Annotated in this window: 20 protein-coding genes, 3 tRNA genes and 1 pseudogene; 10 read left to right on the top strand and 14 right to left on the bottom strand. The window is 66.1% G+C overall.

The window, feature by feature from the left end:
- The first annotated feature begins 5 nt into the window (after nt 1-5).
- From GEM_RS09485 to GEM_RS09475, 3 genes are all read left to right on the top strand, one after another.
- The gene (locus tag GEM_RS09485; protein ID WP_272148334.1) at nt 6-2,018 is read left to right on the top strand and encodes a pilus assembly protein TadG-related protein; all 2,013 of its coding nucleotides are present in this window, start codon (nt 6-8) and stop codon (nt 2,016-2,018) included.
- Between the two features lie 110 nt (nt 2,019-2,128).
- On the top strand, nt 2,129-3,520 hold the full coding sequence (locus GEM_RS09480; protein WP_014897189.1) for a sigma 54-interacting transcriptional regulator: 1,392 nt from the start codon (nt 2,129-2,131) through the stop codon (nt 3,518-3,520).
- A gap of 54 nt (nt 3,521-3,574) precedes the next feature.
- Complete coding sequence (locus GEM_RS09475; protein ID WP_014897188.1) at nt 3,575-4,282, top strand: DUF2968 domain-containing protein; 708 nt, start codon at nt 3,575-3,577, stop codon at nt 4,280-4,282.
- Between the two features lie 83 nt (nt 4,283-4,365).
- Here GEM_RS09475 and hfq read toward each other — a convergent pair whose 3' ends face one another.
- Nucleotides 4,366-4,929 (bottom strand): RNA chaperone Hfq, encoded by a 564-nt coding sequence (gene hfq, locus GEM_RS09470; protein WP_014897187.1) that lies wholly within the window; start codon nt 4,927-4,929, stop codon nt 4,366-4,368.
- A gap of 294 nt (nt 4,930-5,223) precedes the next feature.
- Here hfq and GEM_RS09465 point away from each other — a divergent pair, with 294 nt between their 5' ends.
- Nucleotides 5,224-5,499, top strand: coding sequence for a hypothetical protein (locus GEM_RS09465; RefSeq protein ID WP_014897186.1), 276 nt, complete (start codon nt 5,224-5,226; stop codon nt 5,497-5,499).
- Between the two features lie 27 nt (nt 5,500-5,526).
- On the opposite strand, the gene GEM_RS09460 is transcribed toward GEM_RS09465, so the two are convergent.
- The 4 genes from GEM_RS09460 to GEM_RS09445 form a co-directional block, all read right to left on the bottom strand.
- Nucleotides 5,527-6,444 (bottom strand): DUF1571 domain-containing protein, encoded by a 918-nt coding sequence (locus tag GEM_RS09460; protein ID WP_014897185.1) that lies wholly within the window; start codon nt 6,442-6,444, stop codon nt 5,527-5,529.
- 29 nt (nt 6,445-6,473) lie between these two features.
- Complete coding sequence (locus tag GEM_RS09455) at nt 6,474-8,228, bottom strand: AMP-binding protein (RefSeq protein WP_014897184.1); 1,755 nt, start codon at nt 8,226-8,228, stop codon at nt 6,474-6,476.
- Nucleotides 8,229-8,525: 297 nt separating this feature from the next.
- Nucleotides 8,526-9,344 carry a TetR/AcrR family transcriptional regulator gene (locus tag GEM_RS09450; protein ID WP_014897183.1) on the bottom strand — a complete coding sequence of 273 codons (819 nt, stop codon included), beginning with the start codon at nt 9,342-9,344 and terminating at the stop codon, nt 8,526-8,528.
- A 216-nt stretch (nt 9,345-9,560) separates the two neighbouring features.
- Nucleotides 9,561-10,781: an MFS transporter gene (locus tag GEM_RS09445; RefSeq protein WP_014897182.1), complete on the bottom strand. Its 1,221-nt coding sequence runs from the start codon at nt 10,779-10,781 to the stop codon at nt 9,561-9,563.
- Nucleotides 10,782-11,066: 285 nt separating this feature from the next.
- Here GEM_RS09445 and GEM_RS09440 point away from each other — a divergent pair, with 285 nt between their 5' ends.
- The 3 genes from GEM_RS09440 to GEM_RS09430 all read left to right on the top strand — a co-directional run bounded on the left by GEM_RS09440 (nt 11,067) and on the right by GEM_RS09430 (nt 14,107).
- The gene (locus GEM_RS09440; RefSeq protein ID WP_014897181.1) at nt 11,067-11,609 is read left to right on the top strand and encodes a GNAT family N-acetyltransferase; all 543 of its coding nucleotides are present in this window, start codon (nt 11,067-11,069) and stop codon (nt 11,607-11,609) included.
- A gap of 119 nt (nt 11,610-11,728) precedes the next feature.
- Nucleotides 11,729-12,355: a ParB-like protein gene (locus GEM_RS09435; protein ID WP_014897180.1), complete on the top strand. Its 627-nt coding sequence runs from the start codon at nt 11,729-11,731 to the stop codon at nt 12,353-12,355.
- 24 nt (nt 12,356-12,379) lie between these two features.
- Nucleotides 12,380-14,107, top strand: a complete 1,728-nt coding sequence (locus GEM_RS09430; protein ID WP_014897179.1) for a SulP family inorganic anion transporter — start codon at nt 12,380-12,382, stop codon at nt 14,105-14,107.
- 42 nt (nt 14,108-14,149) lie between these two features.
- On the opposite strand, the gene GEM_RS09425 is transcribed toward GEM_RS09430, so the two are convergent.
- From GEM_RS09425 to GEM_RS09405, 5 genes are all read right to left on the bottom strand, one after another.
- On the bottom strand, nt 14,150-15,100 hold the full coding sequence (locus tag GEM_RS09425; protein WP_014897178.1) for a carbohydrate kinase family protein: 951 nt from the start codon (nt 15,098-15,100) through the stop codon (nt 14,150-14,152).
- 128 nt (nt 15,101-15,228) lie between these two features.
- The gene (locus tag GEM_RS09420; RefSeq protein WP_014897177.1) at nt 15,229-16,173 is read right to left on the bottom strand and encodes an ABC transporter substrate-binding protein; all 945 of its coding nucleotides are present in this window, start codon (nt 16,171-16,173) and stop codon (nt 15,229-15,231) included.
- Between the two features lie 86 nt (nt 16,174-16,259).
- Complete coding sequence (locus GEM_RS09415) at nt 16,260-17,297, bottom strand: ABC transporter permease subunit (RefSeq protein ID WP_014897176.1); 1,038 nt, start codon at nt 17,295-17,297, stop codon at nt 16,260-16,262.
- A gap of 40 nt (nt 17,298-17,337) precedes the next feature.
- Nucleotides 17,338-18,891: a sugar ABC transporter ATP-binding protein gene (locus tag GEM_RS09410; protein WP_014897175.1), complete on the bottom strand. Its 1,554-nt coding sequence runs from the start codon at nt 18,889-18,891 to the stop codon at nt 17,338-17,340.
- Nucleotides 18,878-20,125 (bottom strand): ROK family protein, encoded by a 1,248-nt coding sequence (locus GEM_RS09405; protein ID WP_014897174.1) that lies wholly within the window; start codon nt 20,123-20,125, stop codon nt 18,878-18,880. The genes GEM_RS09410 and GEM_RS09405 overlap by 14 nt, the downstream gene beginning before the upstream one ends.
- A gap of 364 nt (nt 20,126-20,489) precedes the next feature.
- Between GEM_RS09405 and GEM_RS09400 the strand changes: the two are divergent.
- Nucleotides 20,490-20,975: pseudogene (locus GEM_RS09400) on the top strand (Ohr family peroxiredoxin).
- A 94-nt stretch (nt 20,976-21,069) separates the two neighbouring features.
- Here the strand turns inward: GEM_RS09400 and GEM_RS09395 are convergent.
- From GEM_RS09395 to GEM_RS09380, 4 genes are all read right to left on the bottom strand, one after another.
- Nucleotides 21,070-21,156 (bottom strand) — tRNA-Leu (locus GEM_RS09395).
- Nucleotides 21,157-21,558: 402 nt separating this feature from the next.
- Nucleotides 21,559-21,645, bottom strand: a tRNA-Leu gene (locus tag GEM_RS09390).
- Nucleotides 21,646-21,754: 109 nt separating this feature from the next.
- Nucleotides 21,755-22,744, bottom strand: coding sequence for an aliphatic sulfonate ABC transporter substrate-binding protein (locus GEM_RS09385; RefSeq protein ID WP_014897173.1), 990 nt, complete (start codon nt 22,742-22,744; stop codon nt 21,755-21,757).
- A gap of 340 nt (nt 22,745-23,084) precedes the next feature.
- A tRNA-Leu gene (locus GEM_RS09380) sits at nt 23,085-23,171 on the bottom strand.
- 249 nt (nt 23,172-23,420) lie between these two features.
- On the opposite strand from GEM_RS09380, the gene rnr reads away from it, so the two are divergent.
- Nucleotides 23,421-25,877 carry a ribonuclease R gene (gene rnr, locus GEM_RS09375; RefSeq protein ID WP_014897172.1) on the top strand — a complete coding sequence of 819 codons (2,457 nt, stop codon included), beginning with the start codon at nt 23,421-23,423 and terminating at the stop codon, nt 25,875-25,877.
- A 151-nt stretch (nt 25,878-26,028) separates the two neighbouring features.
- Nucleotides 26,029-26,772 (top strand): 23S rRNA (guanosine(2251)-2'-O)-methyltransferase RlmB, encoded by a 744-nt coding sequence (gene rlmB / locus GEM_RS09370; RefSeq protein WP_014897171.1) that lies wholly within the window; start codon nt 26,029-26,031, stop codon nt 26,770-26,772.
- The last annotated feature ends 37 nt before the right edge of the window (nt 26,773-26,809 follow it).

The raw sequence follows: 26,809 nt of genomic DNA, 5'->3' as shown, positions 1-26,809 counted from the left end.
GCGACATGGCGATGCGCGCAGACCAATCACAGGCGGCCCGGCGACGCGGTCCCGGCGCACCGCCGGGACCGCGCCAGCGCGGCTCCATCGCGATCATGGCGTCGATCTGGCTGGCGGTTGCCGTCATCGTCCTGAGCGGGATCGATATCGGCCGCTTCTATTCCGAACGACGCCATATGCAGGCGGCTGCCGACCTGGCCGCGCTGTCGTCGGTCATGAAGGTCAGTGCGGATACGTCCTGCACTGCGGCGAAGCTCGCAGCCCAGCAAGTGGCGAACCCGTCGGCGAATTCCGTACCGGCAAACGCGACCGTTTCCGTCACGTGCGGCGTGTGGACGGCGCCTCAATCCAGTGGCGGTGCCGCGCTGTTTACGCCGACCGCCGGCGATCCGCTCAACGGCCAATGCGGCGGCTTGTCGGCCGGATCGGCCAGCGGCCAGTCGGCCAACGCCGTGTGCGTGAGCGTTTCCGAGCCGGTGACCGGCTTTTTCCGCAGCGGCACGACGATCAGTGCGTCGGCCCTTGCGAAGAGCACGCCGACCGATACCTTTACGCTGACCACCTCGCTCGCGACGTTGAATGGCGGGCTGGCCAACCAGTTGCTGCAGACGCTGACCGGGTCGCCCAACGCGTTGAGTCTGAGCGCTGTCGATTACCAGGGGCTGGCGCAAGTCAACCTGAAGCTGGCGGGCATTCTCGCCAATTTGCCGGTCGGCTCCAACACGGCCGTACTGAACGGTACCGTGACCCTTGGCCAGTTGGCCAACGCGGTGGTGCAGGCGGCGACCCAGCAGAGTCCGCTGGGTGCGAACCTGAACGTTCTGAACGCGATCGTCGTTGCGCTCTGTTCCGGCAGCGTCTGCGGCGGCCCGCAGATCGCGCTCAACCAGCTGGTTTCCGCCGCGGTCGCCAATGGCAGCTCTGCCGTTGACGCCAGCGTCAACGCGCTGGGATTGTTGTCGACCGCGCTTCAGGTCGCGAACGGCACGAACGCCGTCGCCATCCCGAGCATCACGGTCCAGACGCCGACCGCGCTCGCGCCGCTGCTGAACGCGACGGTGTCGGGCTCCGTGTCGCTTGCCGGGACGCCGCCGTCCACGGCGAGCGGCCCGCCCGGACCGTCGAATTGCGGGACGTCCGATTGCCTGACGAACACGTCGACTGCACAAGGGAACGTGTTCCTGGACACGTCGATATCGCTGCTGTCGACGTGCTCCAACGGTTCCCTGGTTTTTCCTGGGGGGACCTGCCCGTCAGGCAAGGCGACGCCACTGACGGCCGTTCGACTGCCGATCACGGCGTATGTCGCGCCGGCGAAGGCCGGGCTCGCATCGGTCACCTGTTCAGCGAACGGCACGAAAAGCGCGACAGTGAACGTGCAGACCGGGGTGGTTGCCGTGTATCTCGGCGGGACGGCGAATACGCCGATCAATCTCAATGCCCCGACCACCTATACGCCCAGCGGTAGCGCACCGCCGCTCACGCTGGTGTCGGTCAACCTGCAGAGCCTGCTCAATCTGTTGAACCTCGGCGGGCTGGTTTCCGGGTTGACAACGTTGGTTAAAGTCTTGACGTTCGGGGTGCTCGACCTGACCCAGATCTCGGTCAACATCAACCTGACGCCCGGGCAGTTGACGCTTCCCGTCGCCAATCAAAATCCGACGCAGTTGGTGTTTACCTATCCCGGGAGTCTGGCATCACCGTATATGTTGAGCACCGGAACGGATCAGTTGCTGTCACCCGCGGTTCAAGGCGCGCTTAACAGCGGCCTGTCGGTGCAGTTGACGGCGAATAGCGGCTTGCTGGACGCGCTGGGCCTGGTAGTGACTCCCGTGCTGAATGTCGTGCTCGGGCCGATTTTGTCCGCACTGGGAGCTACACTCGTTCCGCTCCTCCTACAACCGATCGATTCCCTGCTGACCTCGGTCACCGGCTTGCTCGGCTTGAGTCTGGGGAACGCTTATGTCACAAATACACCGGACTCGATCAAATGCGGCAATCCGATGCTCGTGCAATGAAGACCGCAGCGTTCAGCTGCAGCAGGCGGGCGGGCAGCGTCGCCGCCGATGACCTGCCGCCGGCCTGCAATGCCGCATCATTCGTCAATAACCGTAGCCGTACCTGAATCATGAGAAACACGCCCGCAATCGCAGAACTCGACCTGTACGTCTGGGAAGGCAAGGCGGACATCGTCGATCGCGTCGCCCGATGCATGGCAAGCTTCGACGTCGAGGTGATCCGCGCCGACAATGCGGAGATCTCGCCCGAGCGAGCCGCATTGCGGCCGTCGCTGGCGATCATCAGCGTGACGATGATCGAAACCGGTGCGGCATTCCTGCGCGACTGGCAGGCCAACATCGGCATGCCGGTCGTCTGGGTCGGCGCGGCGCGCGACCACGACGCGTCGCACTATCCGCCCGACTATTCGCATATCCTGCCGCTCGACTTCACGTGTGCGGAACTGCGCGGGATGGTCGGCAAGCTCGTCACGCAGCTGCACGCGCACGCGGCCGAAACGCTGCAGCCGTCCGAACTCGTCGCGCACTCGGAGTCGATGCAGGCGCTGCTGCACGAAGTCGACACCTTCGCCGACTGCGATACCAACGTGCTGCTGCACGGCGAAACCGGCGTCGGCAAGGAGCGCATCGCGCAATTGCTGCACCAAAAGCATTCGCGCTACCGGCAGGGCGAATTCGTGCCGGTCAACTGCGGCGCGATTCCGGACGGCCTGTTCGAGTCGCTGTTCTTCGGGCACGCGAAAGGCTCGTTCACCGGCGCGGTCGTGGCGCACAAAGGCTATTTCGAGCAAGCGGCGGGCGGCACGCTGTTCCTCGATGAAGTCGGCGACCTGCCGTTGTATCAGCAGGTCAAGCTGCTGCGCGTGCTCGAGGATGGCGCGGTGCTGCGGGTCGGCGCGACGACGCCGATCAAGGTCGATTTCCGTCTCGTCGCGGCCAGCAACAAGAAGCTGCCGCAACTCGTCAAGGAAGGCCTGTTCCGCGCGGACCTTTACTATCGGCTGGCGGTGATCGAGCTGAGCATCCCGTCGCTGGAAGAGCGGGGCGCGGTCGACAAGATCGCGCTGTTCAAGTCGTTCGTCGCGGAGGTGGTCGGCGACGAGCGGCTCGCGCGATTGTCCGACCTGCCTTATTGGCTGGCGGACGCGGTCGCGGACAGCTATTTCCCCGGCAACGTGCGCGAGCTGCGCAACCTTGCCGAGCGCGTCGGCGTGACGGTGCGGCAGACGGGCGGCTGGGACGCCGCGCGGCTGCAGCGACTGGTCGCGCATGCGCGCAACTCGGCGCAACCGGTGCCGGCGGAGAGCGCGGCGGAAGTGTTGGTCGACCGCAGCAAATGGGACATGAACGAGCGCAGCCGCGTGATCGCGGCGCTCGACGCAAACGGTTGGCGACGCCAGGATACGGCGCAGCAGCTCGGCATCAGCCGCAAGGTATTGTGGGAAAAAATGCGCAAGTATCAGATATTCGACGAGGAGCCCGAGACCCGCGATAGCGAGTAATTAATGAGATAAAATCGCGCTGAATTACAACGACACGAGCGGGAATCAAAGTTAATGAGCCATATGACGGGGTTGGGGCGGGCGTGTGTGTTGCTCGCGATGGTGGGAGGCATGCAGGTCACGTACGCGCAGGGATTGGCCGGCGATGGGTCGCCGGCGGTACAGCAGGCGTCCGCGCAGGTCGCAGCGATTCCGGTGATCGATCAGCAGGTTCAGGCGTCGGTGCAGCCGCAGGCGGGTGAGTCGAGCGGGCCGAGCACGGTCGAGGAACTGCAGCGCCAGATCCAGGCGCATTCGCTGACGGAAATGCGCACCAGCTACAACGGGAGCTACGGCGCGAGCCTGCTGTTCAGCGTGAAGGACGGTTCGTATTTCGTCGCGCTGTTCCAGCAGAAGGCGTTCTGGCGCGTGATCAAGACTTACGACGATACGCGTGCGGAAGCGATCTATCGCGATTTCTCGCGCCAGGCGGAACGGCTGGCCGTCAACGAGTTGCGCGCGGCGAAGCTGGAATCGCAGAAGACGCAGATGGACCGGCAGATCGAAGTGACGCAGGAGCGGGCGCGGCGTCTGCAGGCCGACATCTCGATCGCGCGCGAGCAGCAGGCAGCGGTCGCGGATCGCCAGAAGAATGTACGCAACGAAACGGCGGCATTGCAGGCGCAACAGGCGCAGCTTCAGTCGCAACTGCGTGCACTGCAGCAGCAGGTGAGGTCGTTGCAGCGCGAGGCCGATGCGGGTTTGCCGACGACGGCACACTGAGCGCCAACGGGGCGGCCGGTGCGGCGACATGCCGCGTCGACCCACCAGGAAAAAGGGCAAGCCGGTTGGCTTGCCCTTTTGCGTTACTGGCCGTCCGGCACGATTCGCCGGCGGCGCGTGACGATGACCGGACCGTTGCCGGTCGACGACGTGTTGCCCGATGCGTCGCCGCCATCGCGCGGCGCACCGTAGCTTTCGCGCGGTTCGCGCGGGGCACCATAGCCTTCGCGCGGTTCACGCGGCGCACCGTAGCCTTCGCGCGGTTCGCGCGGGGCACCGTAGCCTTCGCGCGGCTCGCGCGAGCCGTAGCCGCCGTCGCCACGCGACTCGCGGGAGCCGCCGTGCGAGCCATACGGGCTGTGGCCACCGCCTTCGCGGCCGCCCGGCCGACCGCCGGTACGCGGGCCGCGGGGGCCGCTGCCGCCCGGACGCGAACCGCCCGTATCGAGCTGGATCGTGGAAATCGCACGCTTGTAGATGCCTTGCAGACCCACGGGGGTGCGCAGCATCACCAGGTACTGGTCGAACGACTCGATACACCCCGTCAGACGAATGCCGTTGACGAGATAGATTTCAACGCGCTTACGTTCCTTGCGCGCCGCATTGATGAAGTCGTTTTGCGGATGGGATTCTGCGGGATTGGCCATTGAGGTGCGGCAGGAGCCTGCGTCAGAGAATATGTTGTGCGTGTGTGTGGCGTGTTCGCCCACCAAGGGTTTGGCGGGATTTTACCCTGTTCGTTCCGGCAGCGCGCAGTCGCGATTGTGTCGAACCGTAACCCACTATAGACGTTCGCGCGCATTTTCGCGATTCGGTCAAATGGCTAGTGCGTTTCGTTACGTCGCGTTACGACTCTCGCAATGGTGTAGCACCTGCCGGAGCGCGTCGCGATTACATTCGTCGCGCGAGCCGGGCAGGCCGGCGGATCAGGGACGCGGATCATGAACAAGATGGTAATGGCGGTGTGGGTCGGGGGCGTGGCGTTGCTCGCTTCCGGCAGTGCAATGGCGGGGCACGTCGACCTGTCGGTGGGCATCGGTGTACCGGTCTATGCCGAGCCGGCGCCGGTCTATGTGGCGCCGCAGCCGGCCGTGGTGGCCTATCCGGGTTACGGATATGGCTACTACGGCGACGACGACGACGACCGCTACCGGAAGTGGCGCAAGCATTATTACAAGCACTGGCGCAAGCATCACGACGACGATGACGACGACTGATCCCGACGTGCGTGGCGCCGGCGGGGATCAGAACGCGTAGTCGGGGTTTTTCGGATCGAAAGCGGTGTCGTCGAGCGTCGCCGGCGCGATTTTCTCGATGACGATCCGCTCGAAGATCTTGCCGTCGTTGTCATAGGACTCGACGGTCCGGAAGTAGGGCGCGTGCAGGTCGAGCCCGAGGATTTCCTTTTTCGCGTAGAACTGCGGCCGGCCGGTCGGCGTCTCGTAGGTGAGCGCGACCACGCGCACGCCGCCGATCGTCTTCGCTTCCACCTGGGTCGGCCGCTGCACGCCGGCCTCCTGGTATTTCCTTCCTTCGGTCAGGTACAGGTTCGTGATGAACTCGGTGCCGAGATCCTTCACCTGGTGATTCGACTGGGCACGCGCGAGTGCGCCGTCGAGTGCCGTCCACAACGGAATCTTGCCGAGCAGGCCGCCGAGATGGCCGTACATCTCGTCCTTGCGCTGCGTCGCGTCGTAGATCGTCTCCTGTCCGGCATGCGCGCTGCCCGGCAGCCATTTCGCATAAACCCGCAGCGGCTCGCGGGTGGTCTTCACGAGCATGCGGTCGGGCGTGTCGGACCATTTCCCGCTGATGCGCTCCTGGCGCACCATCGTGAACTGGTACGACGGATAGCCGTTCGGACCGTTGTGGATATAGAGCGGCACGGCGAGCGGATCGAGCGACTTGAAGAGCGCCGTGAGCGTCGCGTCGTCGAGTTGCGCGAGCGTGCCGCGCTGTGCGGCCGTGCGCAGCCAGCGCGCCTGTTGTGCGACCGGCTCGCGCGCGACTTTCGCGAGATCAGCCGGCAGTGCGACCGCCGGCGTCGCGCTCGCGGCATCGGCTGTCTCCTGCGCATGCAGGGCCGGCTGTGCGAGCGACAGCATGCAGGCGACTGCAGCGGCGGCGGCATAAGTCGTGCGGCGGTTCTTTCCTTCGTTCATCGACAGCGTCTCCCGGAGCGATGGGGCGTTCAGCGTTGCTTCGCGGCGTTGATCCTGGCGAGCTCCTCGTCACGCAGCGCGCGGCGCAGGATCTTGCCGACGTTGGTCTGCGGCAGCGCGTCGCGGAATTCGACGAACTTCGGCATCTTGTAGCCGGTGAGGTTCTTGCGGCAGTGCGCGAGCACGTCGTCGACCGTGAGCGTCGGGTCGCGGCGCACGACGAACACCTTGATCCGTTCGCCCTGTACTTCGTCCGGAATACCGATCGCGGCGGCTTCGCTGATGCCCGGATGCATGACCAGCACTTCCTCGATCTCGTTCGGATACACGTTGAAGCCCGACACGAGGATCATGTCCTTCTTGCGGTCGATGAGGCGGATGAAGCCGCGCTCGTCCATCACGCCGATGTCGCCGGTGCCGAGCCAGCCATCGGCGTCGATCACCTTCGCGGTTTCGTCGGGCCGCTGCCAGTAGCCGCGCATCACCTGCGGACCGTGCACGCACAGCTCGCCCGGCTCGCCGATGCCGGCCCAGGTGCCGTCCTCGCGGCGAAAGCGCACGACGGTCGACGGCGCGGGCAGGCCGATCGAGCCGCTGAACGCGGCCATGTCGTTCAGGTCCACCGGGTTCATCGTGACGATCGGCGAGCATTCGGTGAGCCCGTAGCCTTCGACGACCGGCCGGCCCGTGACCTGCTGGAAGCGCTCCGCGACCGCGCGCTGCATCGCCATCCCGCCCGCCATCGCGAGCTTGAGCCTGGAGAAGTCGCGCTTGCGGAATTCCTCGTTGTCGAGGAACGCGTTGTACAGCGTGTTGATGCCGGTGATCCCGGTGAACGTTTCGTTGCGGATGATCTTCATCACCATCTTCATGTCGCGCGGGTTCGCGATCAGGATGTTGCGCCCGCCAAGCCCCATGAAGATGAACGCGTTCACCGTCAGCGAATAGATGTGATAAAGCGGCAGCGGCGTCAGCACGGTTTCGACGTCGCCCGAGACCTGGTCGGCGATCCACGCCTTGGCCTGCAGCAGGTTCGCGATCAGGTTGCCGTGCGTGAGCATCGCGCCTTTCGCGACGCCGGTCGTGCCGCCGGTGTATTGCAGGAATGCGAGATCGTCGCGCGTCATCGGGACGGGCTGCGGTTTGCTGCGCGCACCGAGTTCAAGTGCAGAGCGCAGCCGCACGGCCTGTGGCAGGTGGTAGGCCGGCACGAGCTTCTTCACGTGCTTCAGCACGAAATTGATCAGGCGTCCTTTGGCGTTGAAGCCGTCGGCGAGCAGGTCGCCGAGCGCGGTGACGACGATGTTCTTCACCTGCGTTTCCGGCAGCGCGTCCTGCAGCGTGCGCGCGAAATTCTCGAACACGACGATCGTTTGTGCGCCGCTGTCCTTCAGTTGATGCGCGAGTTCACGCACGGTGTAGAGCGGATTGACGTTGACGACGATCGCGCCGACCTTCAGCGTGCCGAACAGTGCGACCGGGTACTGGAACGTGTTCGGCAGCATGATCGCGACACGGTCGCCCGGTTTCACGCCCATGCTCTGCAGATACGATGCGAACGCGTCGACTTTCTGCGCGAGCGTGCGGTAGGTCATCGATGCGCCTGCGCTCACATAGGCGACCCGTTCGGCGAAGCGCGTCGTGCATTCGTCGAAGAACTGCACGAGGGACGCGTATTGTGTGACGTCGATCTCGTGCGGGACGCCGTGCGGATACGACGCGTACCAGATACCGTCGGTGTTCGGCGGCAGCTGTGCCGCTGCGGTTGCTGCGCTTGAGGACATGCTGTGTCTCCGGTGTCGGTGAGCGTGAGCGCTTTGGCGCTTGCTCTCACCCCATGCTTTGCGGTCGGTGAGCGTTAGCGCTTCAACGCTTGCTCCCTTCCCATGTTTTTCGTCGACGAGCGCAGGCACGCCAGCCCTTGCCCCGCCACATGACATCCATGCGACCCGCGCCTGCGCATCAACGCCGGCCCGGGTCGCATGAATCGATGCAGGACCATTACGAACGTCTCCGCGCCCGCACGATCCCGCACCCGGCAAACCCTGGATGAAACGCCGCCTGCGCGGCTTGCGGCGCGCTCAGTTCGCCGGATGCAGCGTCGCCGTATCGGCAGAAGCCGTACTCGACGGCAGCCCGAACGCCTCGCTCGCGCCCGCATCGTCGAGTACGGCCGCGAAGATCGACAACTGCGCGCTGTCGGGCATCGGCGCCTTCAGCGCGGCGACGATCAGCGACGACAGTCGCGCGATCATCTGCACGTCGTTCATCGTGCGGCCTTGCGAGAACTCGTCGATCAGGCTTTCGGTTTCGGCCCCGGCAAGCGCGCCGGACAGCGCGCCGATCGCGAAGTGCAGCCGCCAGCCGAGCTCCGTGCGCGGCAGATGCGGCAGCGCGCGCTGGAATGCATCGAAGAAGCGGCCGGCGACGCTCGCATAGTGCGCGGTCAGGAAGTTGCGCACGAACGGCGACGGATCGGTGTAGGCGCGGCCGATCAGCCGCAGGAACGCGGGGCCGCCGCGATCGGGGTCGCGCGAGGCCTTCAGTGCGGGAATGAACATCGCGCCGAGCACATGCTCGCAGGTGATGTGCGCACCGAGCTGCGCATCGAAACGGTCCAGGATGCCGAGGCGTTCCTGGTTGAGCTGGTCGAGCCGACGCGACAGCATCGCGTGGATCAGCGCTTCCTTGCTGCCGAAGTGGTAGTTGACCGCGGCGAGGTTTACCGCAGCGCGCGACGTGATCTGTCGCATCGACATCGCTTCGAAGCCATGTTCGATGAACAGGTCCTCGGCCGCATCGAGAATGCGCGCCTTCGTCCCGCCGGCTTGCCGATTGCCGGATGACCGCGTCCCGGACGGCCGTCCCGTAGACGGCCGCCCCTCCTGACTTACTGCCATGTTCCGCCTCCCAATGCCGGTTGCCCGGCCGCGAACAGGTGATTCGATCATCTGATTCAAACAGCTGTTTTTATTAAGATAAAAAAACGCGGGCGGCGCGGGCAAGCGAGGAATCTGGACAAATTCCTCTAGTTCGATGTGCGGATGCGGAAAGGATTTCGCGGGGCCCCGGCGGGACGGGGCACACGCGATGATGCGCTGCGGCAATGCGCGCGTTCAGCCGACGGTAGTACGCGTATTGACCGATTGCGTCATGTCGATGCCGCGCCGCTCGCGGCTGAACAGGATCAGTACCGCGATCACGACGGCGACGCTGCCGGCCACGAGCGCAAGCGCGAAACCGTAGTTGTTGCCCTGGGAAATCGCGAGCGACGCCTGCATCGTCGCGTTACCCGAAGCGAGCAGGTTGCCGAGCTGGTAGACGACACCAGGGAAGGTCGCGCGAATCTCGTCCGGCGAGATCTCGTTCAGGTGGACGGGTATCACGCCCCACGCACCCTGCACCGAAATCTGCATCAGGAATGCGCCGGCCGCGAGCGCGACCGGGCCGCTCGAGAACGCCCACAGCGGCAGCACGGGCAGCGCGATCAGCGCGGCGATGAAGATCGCGCGACGGCGGCCGATCCGTTCCGAGATCGCACCGAACGACAGGCCGCCGACGATCGCGCCGATGTTCAGCACGATCGTGATCCACGACACGGTATGCGGATCGAAGTGATGCTGTTCGCGCAGGAAGGTCGGGTAGAGGTCCTGCGTGCCGTGCGAGAAGAAGTTGAACGCGGTCATCAGCACGATCGCGTAGATCGTGAGCTTCCAGTTCTGTTGCATCGTGGCCGCCAGGCTCGGCCGCGGACGCTTTTCCATCTGCTTCCAGGCCGGCGATTCGGGCACGTGCGTACGCACGTACAGCACGAGCAGCGCGGGCAGTACGCCGACCATGAACATCCCGCGCCAGCCGATGTACTGGTAGAACAGGCCGAACACGATGGATGCGAGCAGGTATCCGCTCGGATAACCGGCCTGCAGCAACCCCGACACGAAGCCGCGCGCATGGGTCGGCACGGTTTCCATCGTCAGCGCGGAGCCGACCCCCCATTCGCCGCCCATCGCGATGCCGAACAGCGCGCGCAGCACGAGCAGCGCGGTCAGGCTCGGTGCGAACCCCGACGCGAGTTCGAGCAGCGAATAGCAGGCGATGTTGACCATCAGCGTCGGGCGGCGCCCGAAGCGATCGGCGAGCCGGCCGAAGATCAGCGCGCCGATCGGGCGCATCGCGAGCGTCAGCGTGAGGGCGAACGCGACGGCTGGGATCGTCGACGCGAATTCGGCGGCGATGTCCTTCAGCACGAAGACCATCAGGAAAAAATCGAACGCGTCGAGCGTCCAGCCCAGGTAGGCGGCGATCGTGACGTTGCGTTGTTCGCGGGTCCAGCTCATGTCCGAGGTCTCCTCGTTGGCTTGCGCACGGACGATCTGCAGGCGGATGCCAGCCCGGCTGGCGCGTGGCACGGGGGGGCATGGATCGAGTGTAGGCCGCCGGGCCGTGCGATGTGGGGCGCGATAACGGCGAATCGGGAATAATCCCTATGAAATGAACTGTTGCGGAAGCGGCAACGGGGGGCCGCGCGATCAACACGACAGGCGTCTGTATCATCGCGGAAGGCTTTTTGTATCAATTCTGTCATGCACGCGACGCGCGTCGCCACCGGATCAGGAGTCCAGATGACCGAACCATCCATTGCCGCGTTGCCGGTGCTGGAGACCGACCGGCTGTGGCTGCGCCCGCGCGTGCTGGCCGATCTCGACGCGAGCATCGCGATGGATCGCGATCCCGAGGTGACCCGGTACATCGCAGGCCCGTGGCACGACCCGGACGAACATCGCCGCTTCGTCACACACCGGATCATGCGCGACTATCCGCCGGGCCTCGGCTACTGGTCGATCTTCGAGAAGGCGGTGCCCGACGCATTCATCGGCTGGATCCTGCTGATTCCCGACTACGCGGGCGGCGCGCGCGACGTCGAGATCGGCTGGCGGCTCGTGCATGCGGCATGGGGGCGCGGCATCGCGTGCGAGGCCGCGGCGGCCGTCGTGCGTCACGCGTTCGACACGGTGCGGCTGCCGCGCGTGATCGCCGACATCGCCGCGGCGAACACGGGCTCGCTGAACGTCGCACGCAAGCTCGGCATGCGTCGCGTCAGTGTCGTTCATGACGGCCTGCCTTACGTTCGCCATCGTCTCGAGCGCCACGACCTGCGCGCCTAGCGTGCCGGCGCGGCCGGTTGTCAGAGATGGTCAAGCGCGGCTTATCGACGTCGTAACGTATTAACGGCTCGCAAGATCAGGAGTATCGTTGCCGGAAATCAGCAACATAGGGTACGACCATGGCACTCGGCAGCGACGTTCACCTTATTCCCGTCCGGCTCGACGCACTGCGTCCGACGCAGATGACGGTCGGCTATCGCGAAGTGAAAGCGAAGCGCAAGCACTGGAAGACGCTCGACAAGCGCGCGCGCAAGGCCGCGATCGAATCGCACTGGTTTCCGGCCATCCTCGGCCCGGGCGGGCAGCACTACATCACCGATCACCACCATCTCGGCCTCGCGCTGATCGAGGAAGGGGAGTCGCGCGTCAACGCGATGCTGCTGAGGGATCTGTCCTGGCTCGACGACACGATCTTCTGGCGGATGATGGAACACAACCAGTGGGTGCATCCGTTCGGCGCGGACGGGTCGCGCCGCGACTACGCGCATCTGCCGAAGTCGCTGACGGGCCTTGAGGACGATCCGTATCGCAGCCTCGCGGGCGAGCTGCGCACGGCAGGTGGTTATGCGAAGGATGCGACGCCGTTCAGCGAATTCCTGTGGGCCGACTATCTGCGCCAGCACGTCACGCTCGACCAGATCCGCAAGAATTTCGCGAAGGCGCTCGACGTGTCGCTGAGTCGCGCACACGAACAGGACGCGCGCTATCTGCCCGGCTGGTCGGGTGTCATCGCCGTTAAATCCTGATACGCGCACAGCGCCCATCGCCTCATGACGACCGCCCCGATCCGTCCGGATGCCGGCCCGCAGTGTGCCGACCATTTCGCCGCACTCGATGCGGCGCCGCCGCCGCGCACGCGGCGCATCGGTCTCGATGCGCTGGCCGGCCTGTCGATCGCCGGGCTGCTGATTCCCGAGGCGGTCGCATATGCGGGGCTTGCCAACCTGCCGCCGCAGGCCGGTCTCATCGCGCTGCTGTCGGGGCTCGTCGTCTATGCGCTGACCGGCAGCAGCCGCTTTGCGATCGTGTCGTCGACCTCGTCGTCGGCTGCCGTGCTCGCGGCGACCGTGCTGGCCGAGTCGGGGATGGCGCTGGCCGCGCAGCTCGCGCTGGCGGCTGCGCTGGTCGCGATGACCGGCGTGCTGTTCATCCTGGCCGGCGTCGCGCGGCTCGGCGGTATGTCGGATTTCATCGCGCGTCCGGTCCTGCGCGGTTTTACGTTCGGACTGGCGCTGACGATCGTCATCAAGCAGTTGCCGAAGATTCTCGCGATCTCGGTACAGCACAGCGATGCGCCGCGTGTCGCGCTCGACCTCGTCACCGGCGCGCCGCATGCGAACCTCGCGAGCGTCGCGCTCGGCGCGGCCGCGCTGGCGCTGCTGTTCGTGCTCGGGCGGCGCTCGCGCGTGCCCGCGACGCTCGTCGTGATCGTGCTGTCGATCGCGGCCGGCTATGTGTTCGACTGGCAGCACTACGGGATCGCGATCGTCGGACACATCGATTTCCAGCACCTCGAATTCGGCCTGCCGCATCTCGACCGCAACGCGTGGATGCAGACGGTCGAGCTCGCGTTCGCGCTGATGCTGATCCTCTATGCGGAGTCGTACGGCTCGATTCGCAACTTCGCGCTGAAGCACGGCGACAGCGTGTCGGCGAACCGCGACCTCGTCGCGATCGGCTGCGCGAACCTCGTGTCGGGGCTGCTGCACGGGATGCCGGTCGGCGCCGGCTATTCGGCGACGTCGGCGAACGAGGCCGCGGGCGCACAGTCGCGTTTCGCGGGATTATGGGCGGCCGGCGTGGTCGCGCTGATCGTGTGGCTGCTGCTGCCGCAGCTCGCCCGCACGCCGGAGCCCGTGCTTGCGGCGATCGTGATCTTCGCGGTCAGCCACTCGCTGCATCCGTCGGTGTTCCGGCCGTATTGGGTCTGGCATCGCGATCGGCTCGTCGTGATCGCCGCGCTGCTCGCGGTGCTCGTGCTCGGCGTGCTGCACGGGCTGCTCGCGGCCATCGGCGTGAGCCTGCTGCTGACGTTGCGCAAGCTGTCGGAGCCGAACGTGAGCGTGCTCGGCCGGCTACGCGACGGCCACGACTTCGTCGACGTCGCGAATCATGCCGATGCCAGGCCGGTATCCGGTGTGCTGATCGTGCGGCCCGAGGCACAGCTGTTCTTCGCGAACGCGGACCGGATGCTCAATCGCGTCCGTGCGTTGATGAAGGCGGCACCCGATGCGCATACCGTGATGCTGAGCCTCGAGGAAACGCCGGACGTCGACGGCACGACGATCGAATCGTTGCGGACGTTCGCGGCCGAATGCGCGGCGCGCGGGCTGCAGTTCGCGATCGTGCGGCTCAAGGAGCATGCGCTGCATGCGCTGCGCCGCGCGGCTGACGATACGCTGCGTGTCGATGCGATGTCCGAACTGAGTGTCGACGAGAGCCTCCAGGTGCTGCTGTCGCGCGGCAACGGCGGCAACGGCGGGCAGGGCGGCGCGTGACGATGCGGCGCGCATGCGCCGTCTGGTGCCTTCCGGTGCCGCCTAGTTCGACAGCGCGGTGTCGGCCGGTTCGGCGGCCGCGCGGGTTGCCACGATCTCGGCCACCTCGGCGGCCGTCGGTGCGTACGCGCCTGCATGCGCACAGGCGACCGCCGCGCAAGCCGCCGCGTAGCGCAGGTGCTCGGCCGCCGACGCATCGGCGTGCGTGAGCTGGCTGGCGAGCCAGCCGCCGATGCTGGCGTCGCCGCAGCCGACGGTGTCGGCGACCTCGGTCGCGAACGCCGGCTGGAACAGCGCGGTGTCGCGATGCAGCAACTGCATGCCGGCCGCGCCGCGGGTGACGAGCACGCTCGCATCGGGCGCCCATGCGCGCAATTGCGCGAGCGCGGCTGCCTCGTCGAGTTCCGGGAACAGGCCGCGCAGATCCTCGTCGGATACCTTGATCCAGTCGGCGAGCCCGGCCAGCCGGCGCAGCGTGTCGCGATACGACGGTGCGGCCATCGGCGCGCGGTAGTTCGGGTCGAACGAGATCCGCTTGCCGGCCGCGCGTGCCGCCGCCACGACCTCGATCAGGCGCGACGCGAGCGGCTCGCGCACGACCCCGAGCGAGCCGACATGCACGATCTCGGCCGCGTCCAGCGCCCCGTCGGGCAGATCTGCCGGATCGAAGGCGAGATCGGCGCTGTGTTCGCCGATGAAGAAATAGTCGGGCGGCTGTTTCGACACGACCATCGCGAGCAACGGCGCGCGGTCGACCTGCCGCATGAAGCGCAGGTCGAGCCCGGCATTCGCGCTCCTGCGCATCAGTTCGTCGCCGAAGATGTCGCGGCTGACCGTGCCGGCGAAGGCGGTCGGCACGCCGAGCCGCGCGCCGACGCGCGCCACGTTCCAGCACGAGCCGCCGGCGACGCTGCGCCAGTGCTGCGCGTCGTCGCGGATGAAATCGGTCAGCGCTTCGCCGAATACGATCAGGCGGGGGAACGTCGTCGTCATGTCGAAACCTTGTGCCGCGACGTGTCGCGCGGCGGTGTGGCGGTTGAGATGAGCGGACGGGCAGGGCCGGGCGTCGCGCGCGGCGACGCGGCCCGGCGCCGCCCGGGATCGCCGATCGCGCGACGCGATCAGCGCGGGCTGCTCCAGCCCTTGTAGCCCTTCACGTTGTCGCGCGTGATGAGCGTCGGCTCGATCAGGATCATCGGGTTGGCCGGCTTCTGGCCGTTCATGATCCCGTAGCCGACATTGACGGCCTGCTGCGCCATCGCCCACGGATCCTGGCTCGACGATGCCTGCACGAGCGTGTTGGACTTGAGCGCCACCTCGATGTCAGGCGCGCCGTCGACCGACGTGATCACGATGCCCGGGCGGTTCAGCTGCTTTGCCGCGAGATCGCTGCCGATCGCCTGCGGGTCGTTGATCGTGAACACGCCGTCGAGCTTCGGAAAGCGCGTCAGGTAGCCCTGCATCGTGTTCATCCCGCCTTCGCGCGAGCCCTTGCCGTCCTGGTCGCTCGACAGCAGCTTGATGCCGGGGTTTTTCGCGAGCACGGCCTTGCAGCCGTTCACGCGATCGATCACGGCCGATACCTGCGGGCCGTTCTCGATGATCACGTTGCCCTTGCCGTTGAGCTTCTTCGCGAGGTAGTCGCACGCCAGCTCGCCGGCCTTCACGTTGTTGGTCTGCACGGTCGCGTTCGCGCCGGCTGCCGCGACGTCCACCGCGACGACCGTGATGCCGGCCGCCTGCGCCTTCTTCACCGCCGGTTCGATCGCCTTCGGATCGGTCGCGTTGAGCAGGATGATGTCGACGTGCGCAGAGATGAAGTTGTCGATCTGCGTGAACTGCTTGTTCAGGTCGTAGTCGGCCGATACCGCGGTGACCTTCGCGTTCGGGTTGAGCTGTTTGGCGCGCGCTTCGGCGCCTTTCACGATCGTGACGAAGTACGGGTTGCCGAGCGACCCGACCGTGACGCCGATCGATTTCAGCGGCTTGTCGGCGGCATGGGCGGCGGCAGTGCCGAATGCGAGCGCGCAGGCGACGGCGGTCAGGGCGGCTTTATGCTTGAACATGTCGTTGTGTCTCCGGGAGGTCCATTGGCGGACGGGCGCAGGAGGACCTGCCTGCGACCTGAGGGTTGAACGGTGAGGGAACGGTGTCAGGTGCGGGCCGAGTCGCGCTGGCGATAGCGGTCGAGCGCGACGGCGCCGATGATCACGAGCCCCTTGATGATGTACTGCCAGATGTCGGACACGCCGAGCAGCACCAGGCCGTTGGTCAGCACCGCGATGATCAGCGCGCCGATCAGCGTGCCGACGATCGAACCGACACCGCCGACGAAGCTCGTGCCGCCGAGGATCACCGCGGCAATCGCATCGAGTTCGTATGACTGGCCGAGCTGCAGGCCGTTGGCCGCATAGAGCCGCGCGGCCGACATCACCGCGCCGAGACCCGCGAGCAGGCCCGACGCCGCGTACACGAACAGCTGGATCGCCCGCACGTTGATGCCCGACAGCCGTGCGGCTTCCGGATTGCCGCCGACCGAATAGATCCGCATCCCGAGCACCGTGCGGCGCAGGATGAACCACGACAGCGCGATCACCGCGCATGCGATCACGACGAGCCATGGCACGCCGAGCAGCGTGCCGTTGCCGATGAATGCGAACGGCAGCTGCGGGTTGAAGACGGTCGTATCGTTGCCGATCAGGCGGGCGACACCACGCACGGCCGTCATCGCACCGAGCGTGACGATGAACGGCGGCAGGCGCAGGAACGAGATCAGGCCGCCGTTGATCGCGCCGAACACGAGGCCGACGGCGAGCGCGATGGGCACGCCGAGCCAGCCCCAGCCCGGGATGGTCGATGCGAGCAGCGCGGCGACGGCCGACGCGGCGAGTACCGAGCCGACCGACAGGTCGATGCCGCCCGTCAGGATCACGAACGTCATGCCGGCGGCGAGCACGATGTTGATCGATGCCTGCTGCGTGACGATCGACAGGTTCTGCAGCGTGAAGAAGCCGTCGGTCAGGAAGCCGAAGCCGATGCACAGGACCAGCAGCACCGGCAGCATGCCGGCGGTGCGCATCAGCGATTGCATGCGTGCGCGATGATCGGCGCCGCGCATCAGGGGCGTACGGTTGGCCACCGGATGGGCCGTCGCGGAAGCGAGGTTCCGCTGCTTGGTCGGGTTGATCATTTCGGTACCTTGAATGAAGAGGGAAATGAAGGGGCCGTGGTCAGTGCGCGTCGGCGAGTTCGGCTTGCGAGCCGGTCGCGAGCGCGATGATCGCTTCCTGCGTGATGGGCGTGTGCGTGTGGCCGCCGAGTTCGCCGGCGATCTCGCCTTCACGCATCACGAGCACGCGGTCGGCGACACCGATGATTTCCGGCAGTTCGCTCGAGATCACGATCACGCCGACGCCCGCGCGGGCCAGTTCGTTGATGATCCGGTAGATCTCGGATTTCGCGCCGATGTCGACGCCGCGCGTCGGTTCGTCGAGGATCAGCACGCGCGGCTTCGTCTCGAGCAGGCGCGACAGCAGCACCTTCTGCTGGTTGCCGCCCGACAGCGCGCCGACGTTCACGTTCGCGTTCGGCACGCGGATCGACAGCGACGCGATCGCGTCGCGCGCGCGTTCGGCGCCGCGCGCGAGATCGAGCGCGCCGAGCCGCGCATCGCGGTTGCATACGGAGATGTTGATGTTGTCGCGCACGCTCATGTCGAGGAACAAGCCCTGGCGCTTGCGGTCTTCCGTCAGGTAGACGAGGCCCGCGTCGATCGACTCGCGCGGCGAATGTGCGCCGAACGCGCGGTCGCCCAGCTTCACGTTGCCGCGCGTGCGCGGTTCCGCGCCGAAGATCAGTCGCGCGAGTTCGGTGCGGCCCGCGCCGACCAGCCCCGCGATGCCGAGCACTTCTCCGGCATGCAGGTCGAGGCTGCAGCGACGCACCCGCTCGCCGTCGGCGATGTCGCGCACCGACAGCAGCAGGTGGCCGGGATCGTACGGCGCATGTTCCTTCTTGTAGAAACCGGAGATGTCACGGCCCACCATCATCGCGACGAGCCGCTCGGCCGACAGCGATTCGCGCTCGAGCGTGCCGACGTACGAGCCGTCGCGCAGCACCGACACGCGATCGGACAGTTCGTAGATCTCCGCCATCCGGTGGCTGATGTAGATGATCGCGAGACCCTCCTCGCGCAGCTGGCGGATCAGGCCGAACAGGTGTTCGGTTTCGCGCGACGACAGCGGCGTCGTCGGTTCGTCCATCACGAGGATGCGTGCGCGAGTGTGCACCGCACGCGCGATCTCGACGAGTTGCTGCTCGGCGATCGACAGCGTGCCGACGAGCGTGTCGGGCCCGAACGGCGCACCGAGGCGCGCGAGCACGTCCTGGCAGCCGCGCGCCATTGCCGCGCGGTCGATGGTGCCCCAGCGGCGGTTGCCGCGCCGCAGTTCGCGACCGACGTAGATGTTTTCCGCGACGGTCAGGTTCGGCGCGAGGCACAGCTCCTGGTAGATCACCGCGACCCCCGCATCGCGCGCGGCGAGCGGACCGTCGACGTCGATGCGCTCGCCGTCGATCAGGATCTCGCCGCCGGCGTCGGCGCGGTAGGCACCCGACAGGATCTTCATCAGCGTCGATTTGCCTGCGCCGTTCTCGCCCATCAGCGAATGAATCTCGCCCGGATAGACGGTCAGGCTGACGTTGTCGAGCGCGCGCACGGCCGGGAACGTCTTGCTGATCCGGCGCATCTCGAGCAGCGGCCGGGGCGACTCAGATTGCGACATGGTTCACCTCCTGCGATTCGGTGCGGGCGCCCTTGAGGATGCCGGCCCGCGGAGAGAAGTTGAAGTACATCGGCAGCGTCGCGGCGCCGATCGCGCCGGCGTCGGCGCCGAACGTGCCGCGCACGAGTGTCGGCGTGCCGCGCGCTTCCGGCGCGGTGGCGACCAGTGCCGCTCGCAGGCGGGTCGTCACCGCGTCGAGCAGGCCGGCGTCGGTATCGGCGTCGAGCACGACCACCGGCGCATCGACCACGCACAGCACCGCGCGCAATGCCGGCGCGAGCGCGTCGACGCAGTCGTCGATCCATTCGTCGACCGCCGGCAGGCCGCGCGCGATGCAGGCCTCGAGGTCGGCGCGGTTCTCGACGATCTCGCCGTGATGGCGCAGGTGGCGCACGAGCGCATGCAGCGACGCGCGGGCGAGCAGGATGTCCCACGGGCCGCGCGGCGGCGGCGCGGACGCCAGCCGGCTCGGTGGCACGGGAATCACGGCGACGTCGCCGGCGTTGCCGGTCACGCCGCGCAGGCAGTCGCCGTCGATCGCGATGCCGCCGCCGATCGCGGGCCCGATGAACAGGTAGACGAAGTCGTCGCACTGCCGGCCGTACCCGTAGAACAATTCGGCGATGGCGGCCGCATTGCCGTCGTTTTCGCCGAACACGGGCAGCGACAGCGTGCGCCCGAGGTCGCTCGCGAAGTCCACCTCTTCCCAGGCGCGGAACGTGTCGGGCGCGAGGCCGAGTTCGCGCATCCAGGCACCGAGGTTGTATGGCTGGGCGACGCCGACGCCCGTCAGGCGCGCGCGCTCATGCTCGGGGAGGAGGTCCTGCATCGCGTCGATGTCGCGCCGCACGATCTCGAGCACGTCGGCGGGCGGCGGGAGCAGCGTGTCGTGCGAGCGGCGGCCGAGCACGTCGCCCGCGAAATTGACGAGCGCCGTCTCGATGCGCATCCGGTCGAGATGGACGCCGATGCCGAACGCACCGCGCGGATCGAGGCGGATCAGCGACGCCGGCTGGCCGCGCTGACCTTCGGTACGACCGGCGAATTCGATCAGCTTTGCGTCGGCAAGCGACGCGATGATGCTGCCGACCGCCGTGCCCGTCATGTTCGCGAGCCGGGCGAGGTCGGCCTTCGACGCGCTGCCGGCGCGGCGCAGCGTCTTCAGCAGCAGGCGCTCGTTGTAACGGCGCACGTTGGCCGAGTTGCTTCCCTGGCCGATGTGCGGGCTTCTCATGGCGTCTCCTTCCATGTCGCGCCGGGTGTCGACGCATTAAATAAATCACGTTGATTTATTTAACCGCGTGAGCGGCGGCATGTCAGCCTAGGGAAATCCCGGTTTTGGCCAGCGGGCGAAGAGGGGCGTGGGTTTGCGGGCACAGCAGGGTGTGCGTGGTGCGCTGCGAAACCGGATATTTCGAATTCATCTGATGGATTTTCCGTCCCCTGCGCGCCAGGATTGCCCGTCGGGCTCCTTGCGACATGACGGCTCGAAGAGGGCGATGTCTGCGGGGCCTGGTGATGTGCCGCCGGCTGCGTCGCTGGTTCATTCGATGTGGTGCGTTAGAAGCCGTCCCGCGTCTGCTTTTGGGAGAAAGTCCATGCATCGTCCGACGCGGCCTTCGATATCGCTGCTCGATCCCTGCGCCGGCAGCGAACCGTTGCCGCCTTACACGGCGACGGTGACTGTCACCGGCGGCGAATCGGCTCACGGACAATCGTCCGGACGTGCGCTCGGCAGGCGGCGTACTCGATGTGTCGTTGCGTCTGCCCGTTGAACTGGGTGGCGCGGGTGGCGGCACGAATCCCGAGCAGCTATTCGCGGCCGGCTTCGCTGCGTGTTTTCATGGCGCGTTGACGCTGGTTGCGCGCAGCGCCGGACTCGGCTGCCGGCCGATCTTTCGATTTCGGCCAGCGCGACGTTTCACCGCGATCCTGTCGATGGTTTGTTTGCGATTGCGCTCGACCTCGAGGTCGACATGCCGGGTGTCGACGCCGGTGGTGCGCGCGAACTCATTGCGGAGACCGAGGCGATCTGTCCGTACGCGAAGATGGCGAGGGGGGGATTCGGCACGCGCTGCGTGTGACGGGGCGCCGTGAGCTGCGATGCGGTTGCGGTATCGCGTTTCCGGATGCGGAAATGAAAAAGGCCGGCTAGAAGCCGACCTTTTTAAAAACAGATGGTGCCCAGGAGAGGACTCGAACCTCCACGATGTTGCCACCGCTAGGACCTGAACCTAGTGCGTCTACCAATTCCGCCACCTGGGCACGTTTCGCTTACTGCGATGCGAAGACCGCTATTCTAGCGTATTCGAAAGATCTGTCAATAGAATTTGAGGTTGCGAACGAAAATAATTTGGCGGCTGGTCCGTTGAGCCGGAGAGGGTGTGCCACGGCGACTGAAGCGCATCGTCAATGCGTGACGATTCCGGGCGCGCGCACAAGGACGGTCACGGGTGCGCCTGGTTCCGGCGTCGCAATGAAAAAGGCCGGCAGAAGCCGACCTTCTTGTGAGGCAGATGGTGCGCGGGGGGAGATCCGGTCACACAGGCGTGACACCATCCTTGCAAGCGCAGCCCTTCGAGTCTTCTCGCAAAGCGAGTGGGCGCTTTGATTCCGGGGCTTGAAATGAAAAAAGGCCGGCTAGAAGCCGACCTTTTTAAAAACAGATGGTGCCCAGGAGAGGACTCGAACCTCCACGATGTTGCCACCGCTAGGACCTGAACCTAGTGCGTCTACCAATTCCGCCACCTGGGCACGTTTCGCTTACTGCGATGCGAAGACCGCTATTGTAGCGTGTCTGAAGAAGCTGTCAACACAATTTGATCGATAGCGATAAAAATATTTCGCGTTGCGGATTCGGACATCAGGCGCCGACCGGATCCGCGCGCTTTGCCGCGAAATTCCAGTGGAGCGCTTGACTCGTGTCGACGCGGGCCGGCAGCAACCCCGCCGCGAGGAACATATCGGCGATCTTTTGCTGCTCCCCGAAATTCTGCGCGAGCACGGCGCGCAAGAGATAGCTGCGTCGTGCATTCGCGCGCTCGATCGTCGTTGCGTCGAGCCCCCAGATCGGCGCGAGCGTACTGGCTGCCTCCTGCGGATGCTCGCGCAGCCACGCGCCGGCCTGTGACAACCGGTCGAACACGATCTGGATGACGTCGGGGCGTGCTGCGGCAAAGCTGGTCGATGCGAGGTAATAGCGCTGGTATGACGCGAGCCCGTTACCGTCCACCAGAATCCGCACGTCGGGATTCGAGTCGACCGACGCGACATACGGATCCCACGTGATCCATGCGTCCACGCTGTCGCGCTCGAACGCCGCGCGGCCGTCCGCGGGCGTCAGGTAGTGGATCGCCGTGTCGGCGGGGGCAAGCTTCGCGCGCGCGAGCGCGGCGAGCAGCAGGTAGTGGCTGCCGGCGGCCTTCGTAACGGCGATGCGCTTGCCCTTGAGATCGGCGAGCGTGCGCAGTGCGCTGTCCTTCTTGACGATAATGGCCTGCGCCTTCGGCGACGGCGCTTCCTGCGCGACGTACACGAAACGCGCATGCGCGGCTTGCGCGAACACCGGAACCGTGTCGGCGACGTCGGCGCTGAAATCGACCGCGCCGACGTTGAGCGCTTCGGTCAGCGGCAAACCGCTCGCGAATTCATGCCACGATACGCGCAGGCCGAGCGGCGCCAGTGCCTGCTCCAGGGTGCCGCGCGTCTTGAGCAGTGTGATGAGCGTCGACGATTTCTGGTATCCGATGCGCAGCACGGAAGGTGCGCTCTCGGCATGCGCGCGGATGCCGGCGGCGCTCAGGCCGGCGGCCAGCATCGCGTGCGCAAATGCGCGGCGGTTCATCGACGTCATGGATCGTGCTCCTCGTTGGGTTCGTTGAAATCAAGGCGGCTAACGTATCAACGGGGAGGGCGATCGATAACCGATTAATTCTGCTATCGATCGGTGTGGCCGGCATAAAGGCGCGGCCGATGCTCGAGATGCGAGGCTTGAAATGAAAAAAGGCCGGCTAGAAGCCGACCTTTTTATAAAACAGATGGTGCCCAGGAGAGGACTCGGTCACACATGTGCGACCCCGGCTGCGCTTGCAAGCGCAGCCCTTCGAGTCCCCACGCAAAGCGCGCAGGCGCTTTGCTTCCTGGGCTTGAAATGAAAAAAGGCCGGCTAGAAGCCGACCTTTTTAAAAAACAGATGGTGCCCAGGAGAGGACTCGAACCTCCACGATGTTGCCACCGCTAGGACCTGAACCTAGTGCGTCTACCAATTCCGCCACCTGGGCACGTTTTGCAGTAGCTGCTTGCTGCAAAGAAGCGAAATTATAGCGCCCCAATTATCCGTGTCAACACTTTTTTTCGATGCACTGCAAACCGGCCGCTGCGGCGGCTGCACGCGGCATTCGCGTCATTTGGCAACACAGGCGGGTGATAGAATGGTCCGCCGCCGTCACTATAGAACTGTCTGACGGACACTTCTATGTTGATGCCGTGCACCATCAGTCAACGCAACGAGAACAATCATCGACAAACCCTTGAGCAAATATCCGTACCCCATTCCGAGCCGTGAAGAAATTCTCGGCGTGCTGCGTACGAGCGACGCGCCGCTGGCCGCCAACGACATCGCCGAGGCGCTGTCGATCAAGCGTCAGGAGCGCGAGGGGTTCTTCCGGCGTGTCGCCGCGATGGAACGCGACGGCCAGATCCGCCTCGACAAGCGTGGCCACTACCAGCTCACCCATCCCTCGAATTTCGTTGCCGGTCGCGTGCAAGGGCATCGCGACGGCTACGGGTTCGTGATCCGCGATGACGGCCAGGACGACCTGTTTTTGCCGAACGGCGAAATGCAGAAGGTGATGCACAACGATCGCGTGCTCGCGCGGATCGTCGGCTACGATCGCCGCGGCCGCCCGGAAGGGCACGTCGTCGAGGTCACCGAGCGCGCGAACAAGCGCGTGATCGGTCGCCTGCTCAACGAGAACGGCGCACTGATCGTCGCCCCCGAAGACAAGCGCATCGGCCACGACATCCTGATCACGCAGAACGTGAAGAAGGCGAAGGTCGGGCAAGTCGTCGTCGTCGAACTGACCGACTTCCCGAGCCGTCATTCGCAACCGCTCGGCCGCGTCGTCGAAGTGCTCGGCGACATCGACGATCCGGGCATGGAAATCGAGATCGCGGTGCGCAAGTACGGCGTGCCGCATGAATTCAGCCAGCCGGCGCTCGACGAAGCCGCCGCGCTGCCGGACAAGGTGCGGCCGGCCGACCTGCGCTTCCGCGTCGATCTGCGCGACGTGCCGCTCGTGACGATCGACGGCGAGGACGCCCGCGACTTCGACGATGCGGTGTACTGCGAGCCGACCAAGGTCGGCCGCGGCGACGGCTTCCGCCTGATCGTCGCGATCGCCGACGTTTCGCACTACGTGCAGCCGGGCAACGGCCTCGACGCCGACGCGCTCGAGCGCAGCACGTCGGTCTATTTTCCGCGGCGCGTGATCCCGATGCTGCCGGAGAAGCTGTCGAACGGCCTGTGCTCGCTGAATCCGCAGGTCGACCGCTGCGTGCTCGCATGCGACATGGTGATTACCGCGCGCGGCGAGATCAAGGCGTACCAGTTCTATCCGGCGGTCATCCATTCGGCCGCCCGTCTGACGTACACCGAAGTCGCGGCCGTGCTGTCGAATACGAAGGGGCCGGAGGCCGCGCGCCGCGCGGATCTGCTGCCGCACCTGCAGGACCTGTACGGCGTCTACAAGGCGCTGTTCGCCGCACGGCAGAAGCGCGGCGCGATCGACTTCGATACGACCGAGACATACATCGTCTGCAACTCGCAGGGCAAGATCGAACAGATCGTGCCGCGTCAGCGTAACGATGCGCACAAGCTGATCGAGGAATGCATGCTGGCCGCGAACGTGTGCGCGGCCGACTTCCTGAAGCGCAACAAGCATCCTGGCCTGTACCGCGTGCATGCCGGCCCGACGCCAGAGAAGCTCGAGAACCTGCGCGCGTTCCTGCGCGGCATGGGCCTGTCGCTCGGCGGCGGCGACAAGCCGCACGCGAGCGACTATGCGGCGCTGATGGCGCAGATCCGCGACCGGCCCGACGCGCAGATGCTGCAGCCGATGCTGCTGCGTTCGATGCAGCAGGCGGTCTACAGCCCGGACAACATCGGCCACTTCGGTCTTGCCTACGAGGCATACGCGCACTTCACGAGCCCGATCCGCCGCTATCCCGACCTGCTTACGCACCGCGCGATCTACGCGATCCTGTCGGGCAAGAAGTACGCGCCGAAGGCCCCGGACGGCTTCGAGCTGAACACCGCGCTGTCGCCGCGCGCCCGCGCGATGCAGCAGGCCGACGACGAAGCGCGCGGCCGTTCGCGCTCGAACACGGCGATCTGGGAAGAGCTCGGCCTGCACTGCTCGGCGAACGAGCGGCGTGCCGATGAAGCGTCGCGCGACGTCGAGGCCTGGCTCAAGTGCTACTTCATGCGCGACAAGCTCGGCGAGGAGTATGGCGGGATGGTGAACGGCGTCACGTCGTTCGGCATCTTCGTGCAGCTCGATACGCTGTTCATCGAAGGGCTCGTGCACGTCACGGAACTCGGCTCGGACTATTTCCAGTACGACGAGATCAAGAACGAGCTGCGCGGCGAGCGCACGGGCATCCGTTATCGCCTGTCGGATCGCGTGCGCGTGCAGGTGAGCCGCGTCGATCTCGACGCGCGCAAGATCGACTTCCGCCTCGTGCGCGACACGCCGGTGAAGGCGCCGCGTCCGGCACCGGCGCCGGCTGCCGCCGGTAACGATCGTGGCGGCCCGCGCGTGCGCGCGTTGCCGCCGGCAGAGGAATCCGCACCGCGTCGCAAGAAGGCGCCCGGCGCGCCGACCGTTGCGGTGAAGGAAGCGCGTGCCGCACGTGCTGCGAAGAAGAAGGGCGGCGTGGCGGTGAAAACTGCCGCGAAGAAGACACACGCCCGCAAGAAGTATTGAGCGTTCGGGGCGGCGCATGCGCACGCCCTTGCAGTATCGAGAGACGCCGCGTTCTACCGGTCACCGGCCGGCAACGCGGCGCTTTCCTTTTCCATGGATCGCGGCTGCGCGCGTTGCGCGGCTGCACGTTTGATCGAAGGTTGTTCCAGTCATGTCACGTCTGAAGGTTCTTTACGGTTTTCATGCGGTGACCGCACGTTTGCGGCACGACGCGTCGACGGTTGCGGAGGTGCTGTACGACCAGACGCGCCGTGACCGCCGCATGCAGGACTTCCTGCACGCCGCGAAGGAAGCGGGCGTGCGGCTGATCGCGGCCGACGAAACCCGCCTGTGGGGCCTCGCGCACACCGAGCGTCACCAAGGGGTCGTCGCGCGCGTCGAGGACGTCCCGCTCGCGCAGAACCTGTCCGAACTGCTCGACGGCATCCAGGGCCCGGCGCTGCTGCTGGTGCTCGACGGTGTTACCGATCCGCACAACCTCGGCGCCTGCCTGCGTGTCGCCGATTCGGCCGGTGCGCATGCGGTGATCGCGCCGCGTGACCGCGCGGTCGGCCTGAACGCGACCGCGGCGAAGGTCGCGAGCGGCGCGGCCGACACGGTACCGTACATCACGGTGACGAACCTCGCCCGTGCACTGCGCGAACTGAAGGAAGCGGGCGTGTGGATCATCGGCACGTCGGACGAAGCGTCGTCGACGCTGTACGAAACGAAGCTCGACGGCCCCGTCGCGCTCGTGATGGGCGCGGAAGGCGAAGGCATGCGACGGCTCACCCGCGATACCTGCGACGAAGTGATGAGCATCCCGATGGCCGGCAGCGTGGAAAGCCTGAACGTGTCGGTCGCGAGCGGCGTGTGCCTGTACGAAGCGGTGCGGCAGCGCCGCGTGAAGGGCTGACGCAGGCGGTCCCGCGCGCTGCGCGGGCCGCGAACCC

The organism is Burkholderia cepacia GG4 (genome assembly GCF_000292915.1).
Lineage (GTDB): Bacteria > Pseudomonadota > Gammaproteobacteria > Burkholderiales > Burkholderiaceae > Burkholderia > Burkholderia cepacia_D.
The sequence above is the reverse complement of the archived record's forward strand: the minus strand, read 5'-3'. Positions and strand labels throughout refer to the sequence as shown.

Bases quoted from the DNA above. Each gene is read 5' to 3' on its own strand.
- GEM_RS09485 (WP_272148334.1), top strand. From the start codon at position 6: ATGGCGATGCGCGCAGACCAATCACAGGCGGCCCGGCGACGCGGTCCC.
- GEM_RS09480 (WP_014897189.1), top strand. From the start codon at position 2,129: ATGAGAAACACGCCCGCAATCGCAGAACTCGACCTGTACGTCTGGGAA.
- GEM_RS09475 (WP_014897188.1), top strand. From the start codon at position 3,575: ATGAGCCATATGACGGGGTTGGGGCGGGCGTGTGTGTTGCTCGCGATG.
- hfq (WP_014897187.1), bottom strand. From the start codon at position 4,929: ATGGCCAATCCCGCAGAATCCCATCCGCAAAACGACTTCATCAATGCG.
- GEM_RS09465 (WP_014897186.1), top strand. From the start codon at position 5,224: ATGAACAAGATGGTAATGGCGGTGTGGGTCGGGGGCGTGGCGTTGCTC.
- GEM_RS09460 (WP_014897185.1), bottom strand. From the start codon at position 6,444: ATGAACGAAGGAAAGAACCGCCGCACGACTTATGCCGCCGCCGCTGCA.
- GEM_RS09455 (WP_014897184.1), bottom strand. From the start codon at position 8,228: ATGTCCTCAAGCGCAGCAACCGCAGCGGCACAGCTGCCGCCGAACACC.
- GEM_RS09450 (WP_014897183.1), bottom strand. From the start codon at position 9,344: ATGGCAGTAAGTCAGGAGGGGCGGCCGTCTACGGGACGGCCGTCCGGG.
- GEM_RS09445 (WP_014897182.1), bottom strand. From the start codon at position 10,781: ATGAGCTGGACCCGCGAACAACGCAACGTCACGATCGCCGCCTACCTG.
- GEM_RS09440 (WP_014897181.1), top strand. From the start codon at position 11,067: ATGACCGAACCATCCATTGCCGCGTTGCCGGTGCTGGAGACCGACCGG.
- GEM_RS09435 (WP_014897180.1), top strand. From the start codon at position 11,729: ATGGCACTCGGCAGCGACGTTCACCTTATTCCCGTCCGGCTCGACGCA.
- GEM_RS09430 (WP_014897179.1), top strand. From the start codon at position 12,380: ATGACGACCGCCCCGATCCGTCCGGATGCCGGCCCGCAGTGTGCCGAC.
- GEM_RS09425 (WP_014897178.1), bottom strand. From the start codon at position 15,100: ATGACGACGACGTTCCCCCGCCTGATCGTATTCGGCGAAGCGCTGACC.
- GEM_RS09420 (WP_014897177.1), bottom strand. From the start codon at position 16,173: ATGTTCAAGCATAAAGCCGCCCTGACCGCCGTCGCCTGCGCGCTCGCA.
- GEM_RS09415 (WP_014897176.1), bottom strand. From the start codon at position 17,297: ATGATCAACCCGACCAAGCAGCGGAACCTCGCTTCCGCGACGGCCCAT.
- GEM_RS09410 (WP_014897175.1), bottom strand. From the start codon at position 18,891: ATGTCGCAATCTGAGTCGCCCCGGCCGCTGCTCGAGATGCGCCGGATC.
- GEM_RS09405 (WP_014897174.1), bottom strand. From the start codon at position 20,125: ATGAGAAGCCCGCACATCGGCCAGGGAAGCAACTCGGCCAACGTGCGC.
- GEM_RS09385 (WP_014897173.1), bottom strand. From the start codon at position 22,744: ATGACGTCGATGAACCGCCGCGCATTTGCGCACGCGATGCTGGCCGCC.
- rlmB (WP_014897171.1), top strand. From the start codon at position 26,029: ATGTCACGTCTGAAGGTTCTTTACGGTTTTCATGCGGTGACCGCACGT.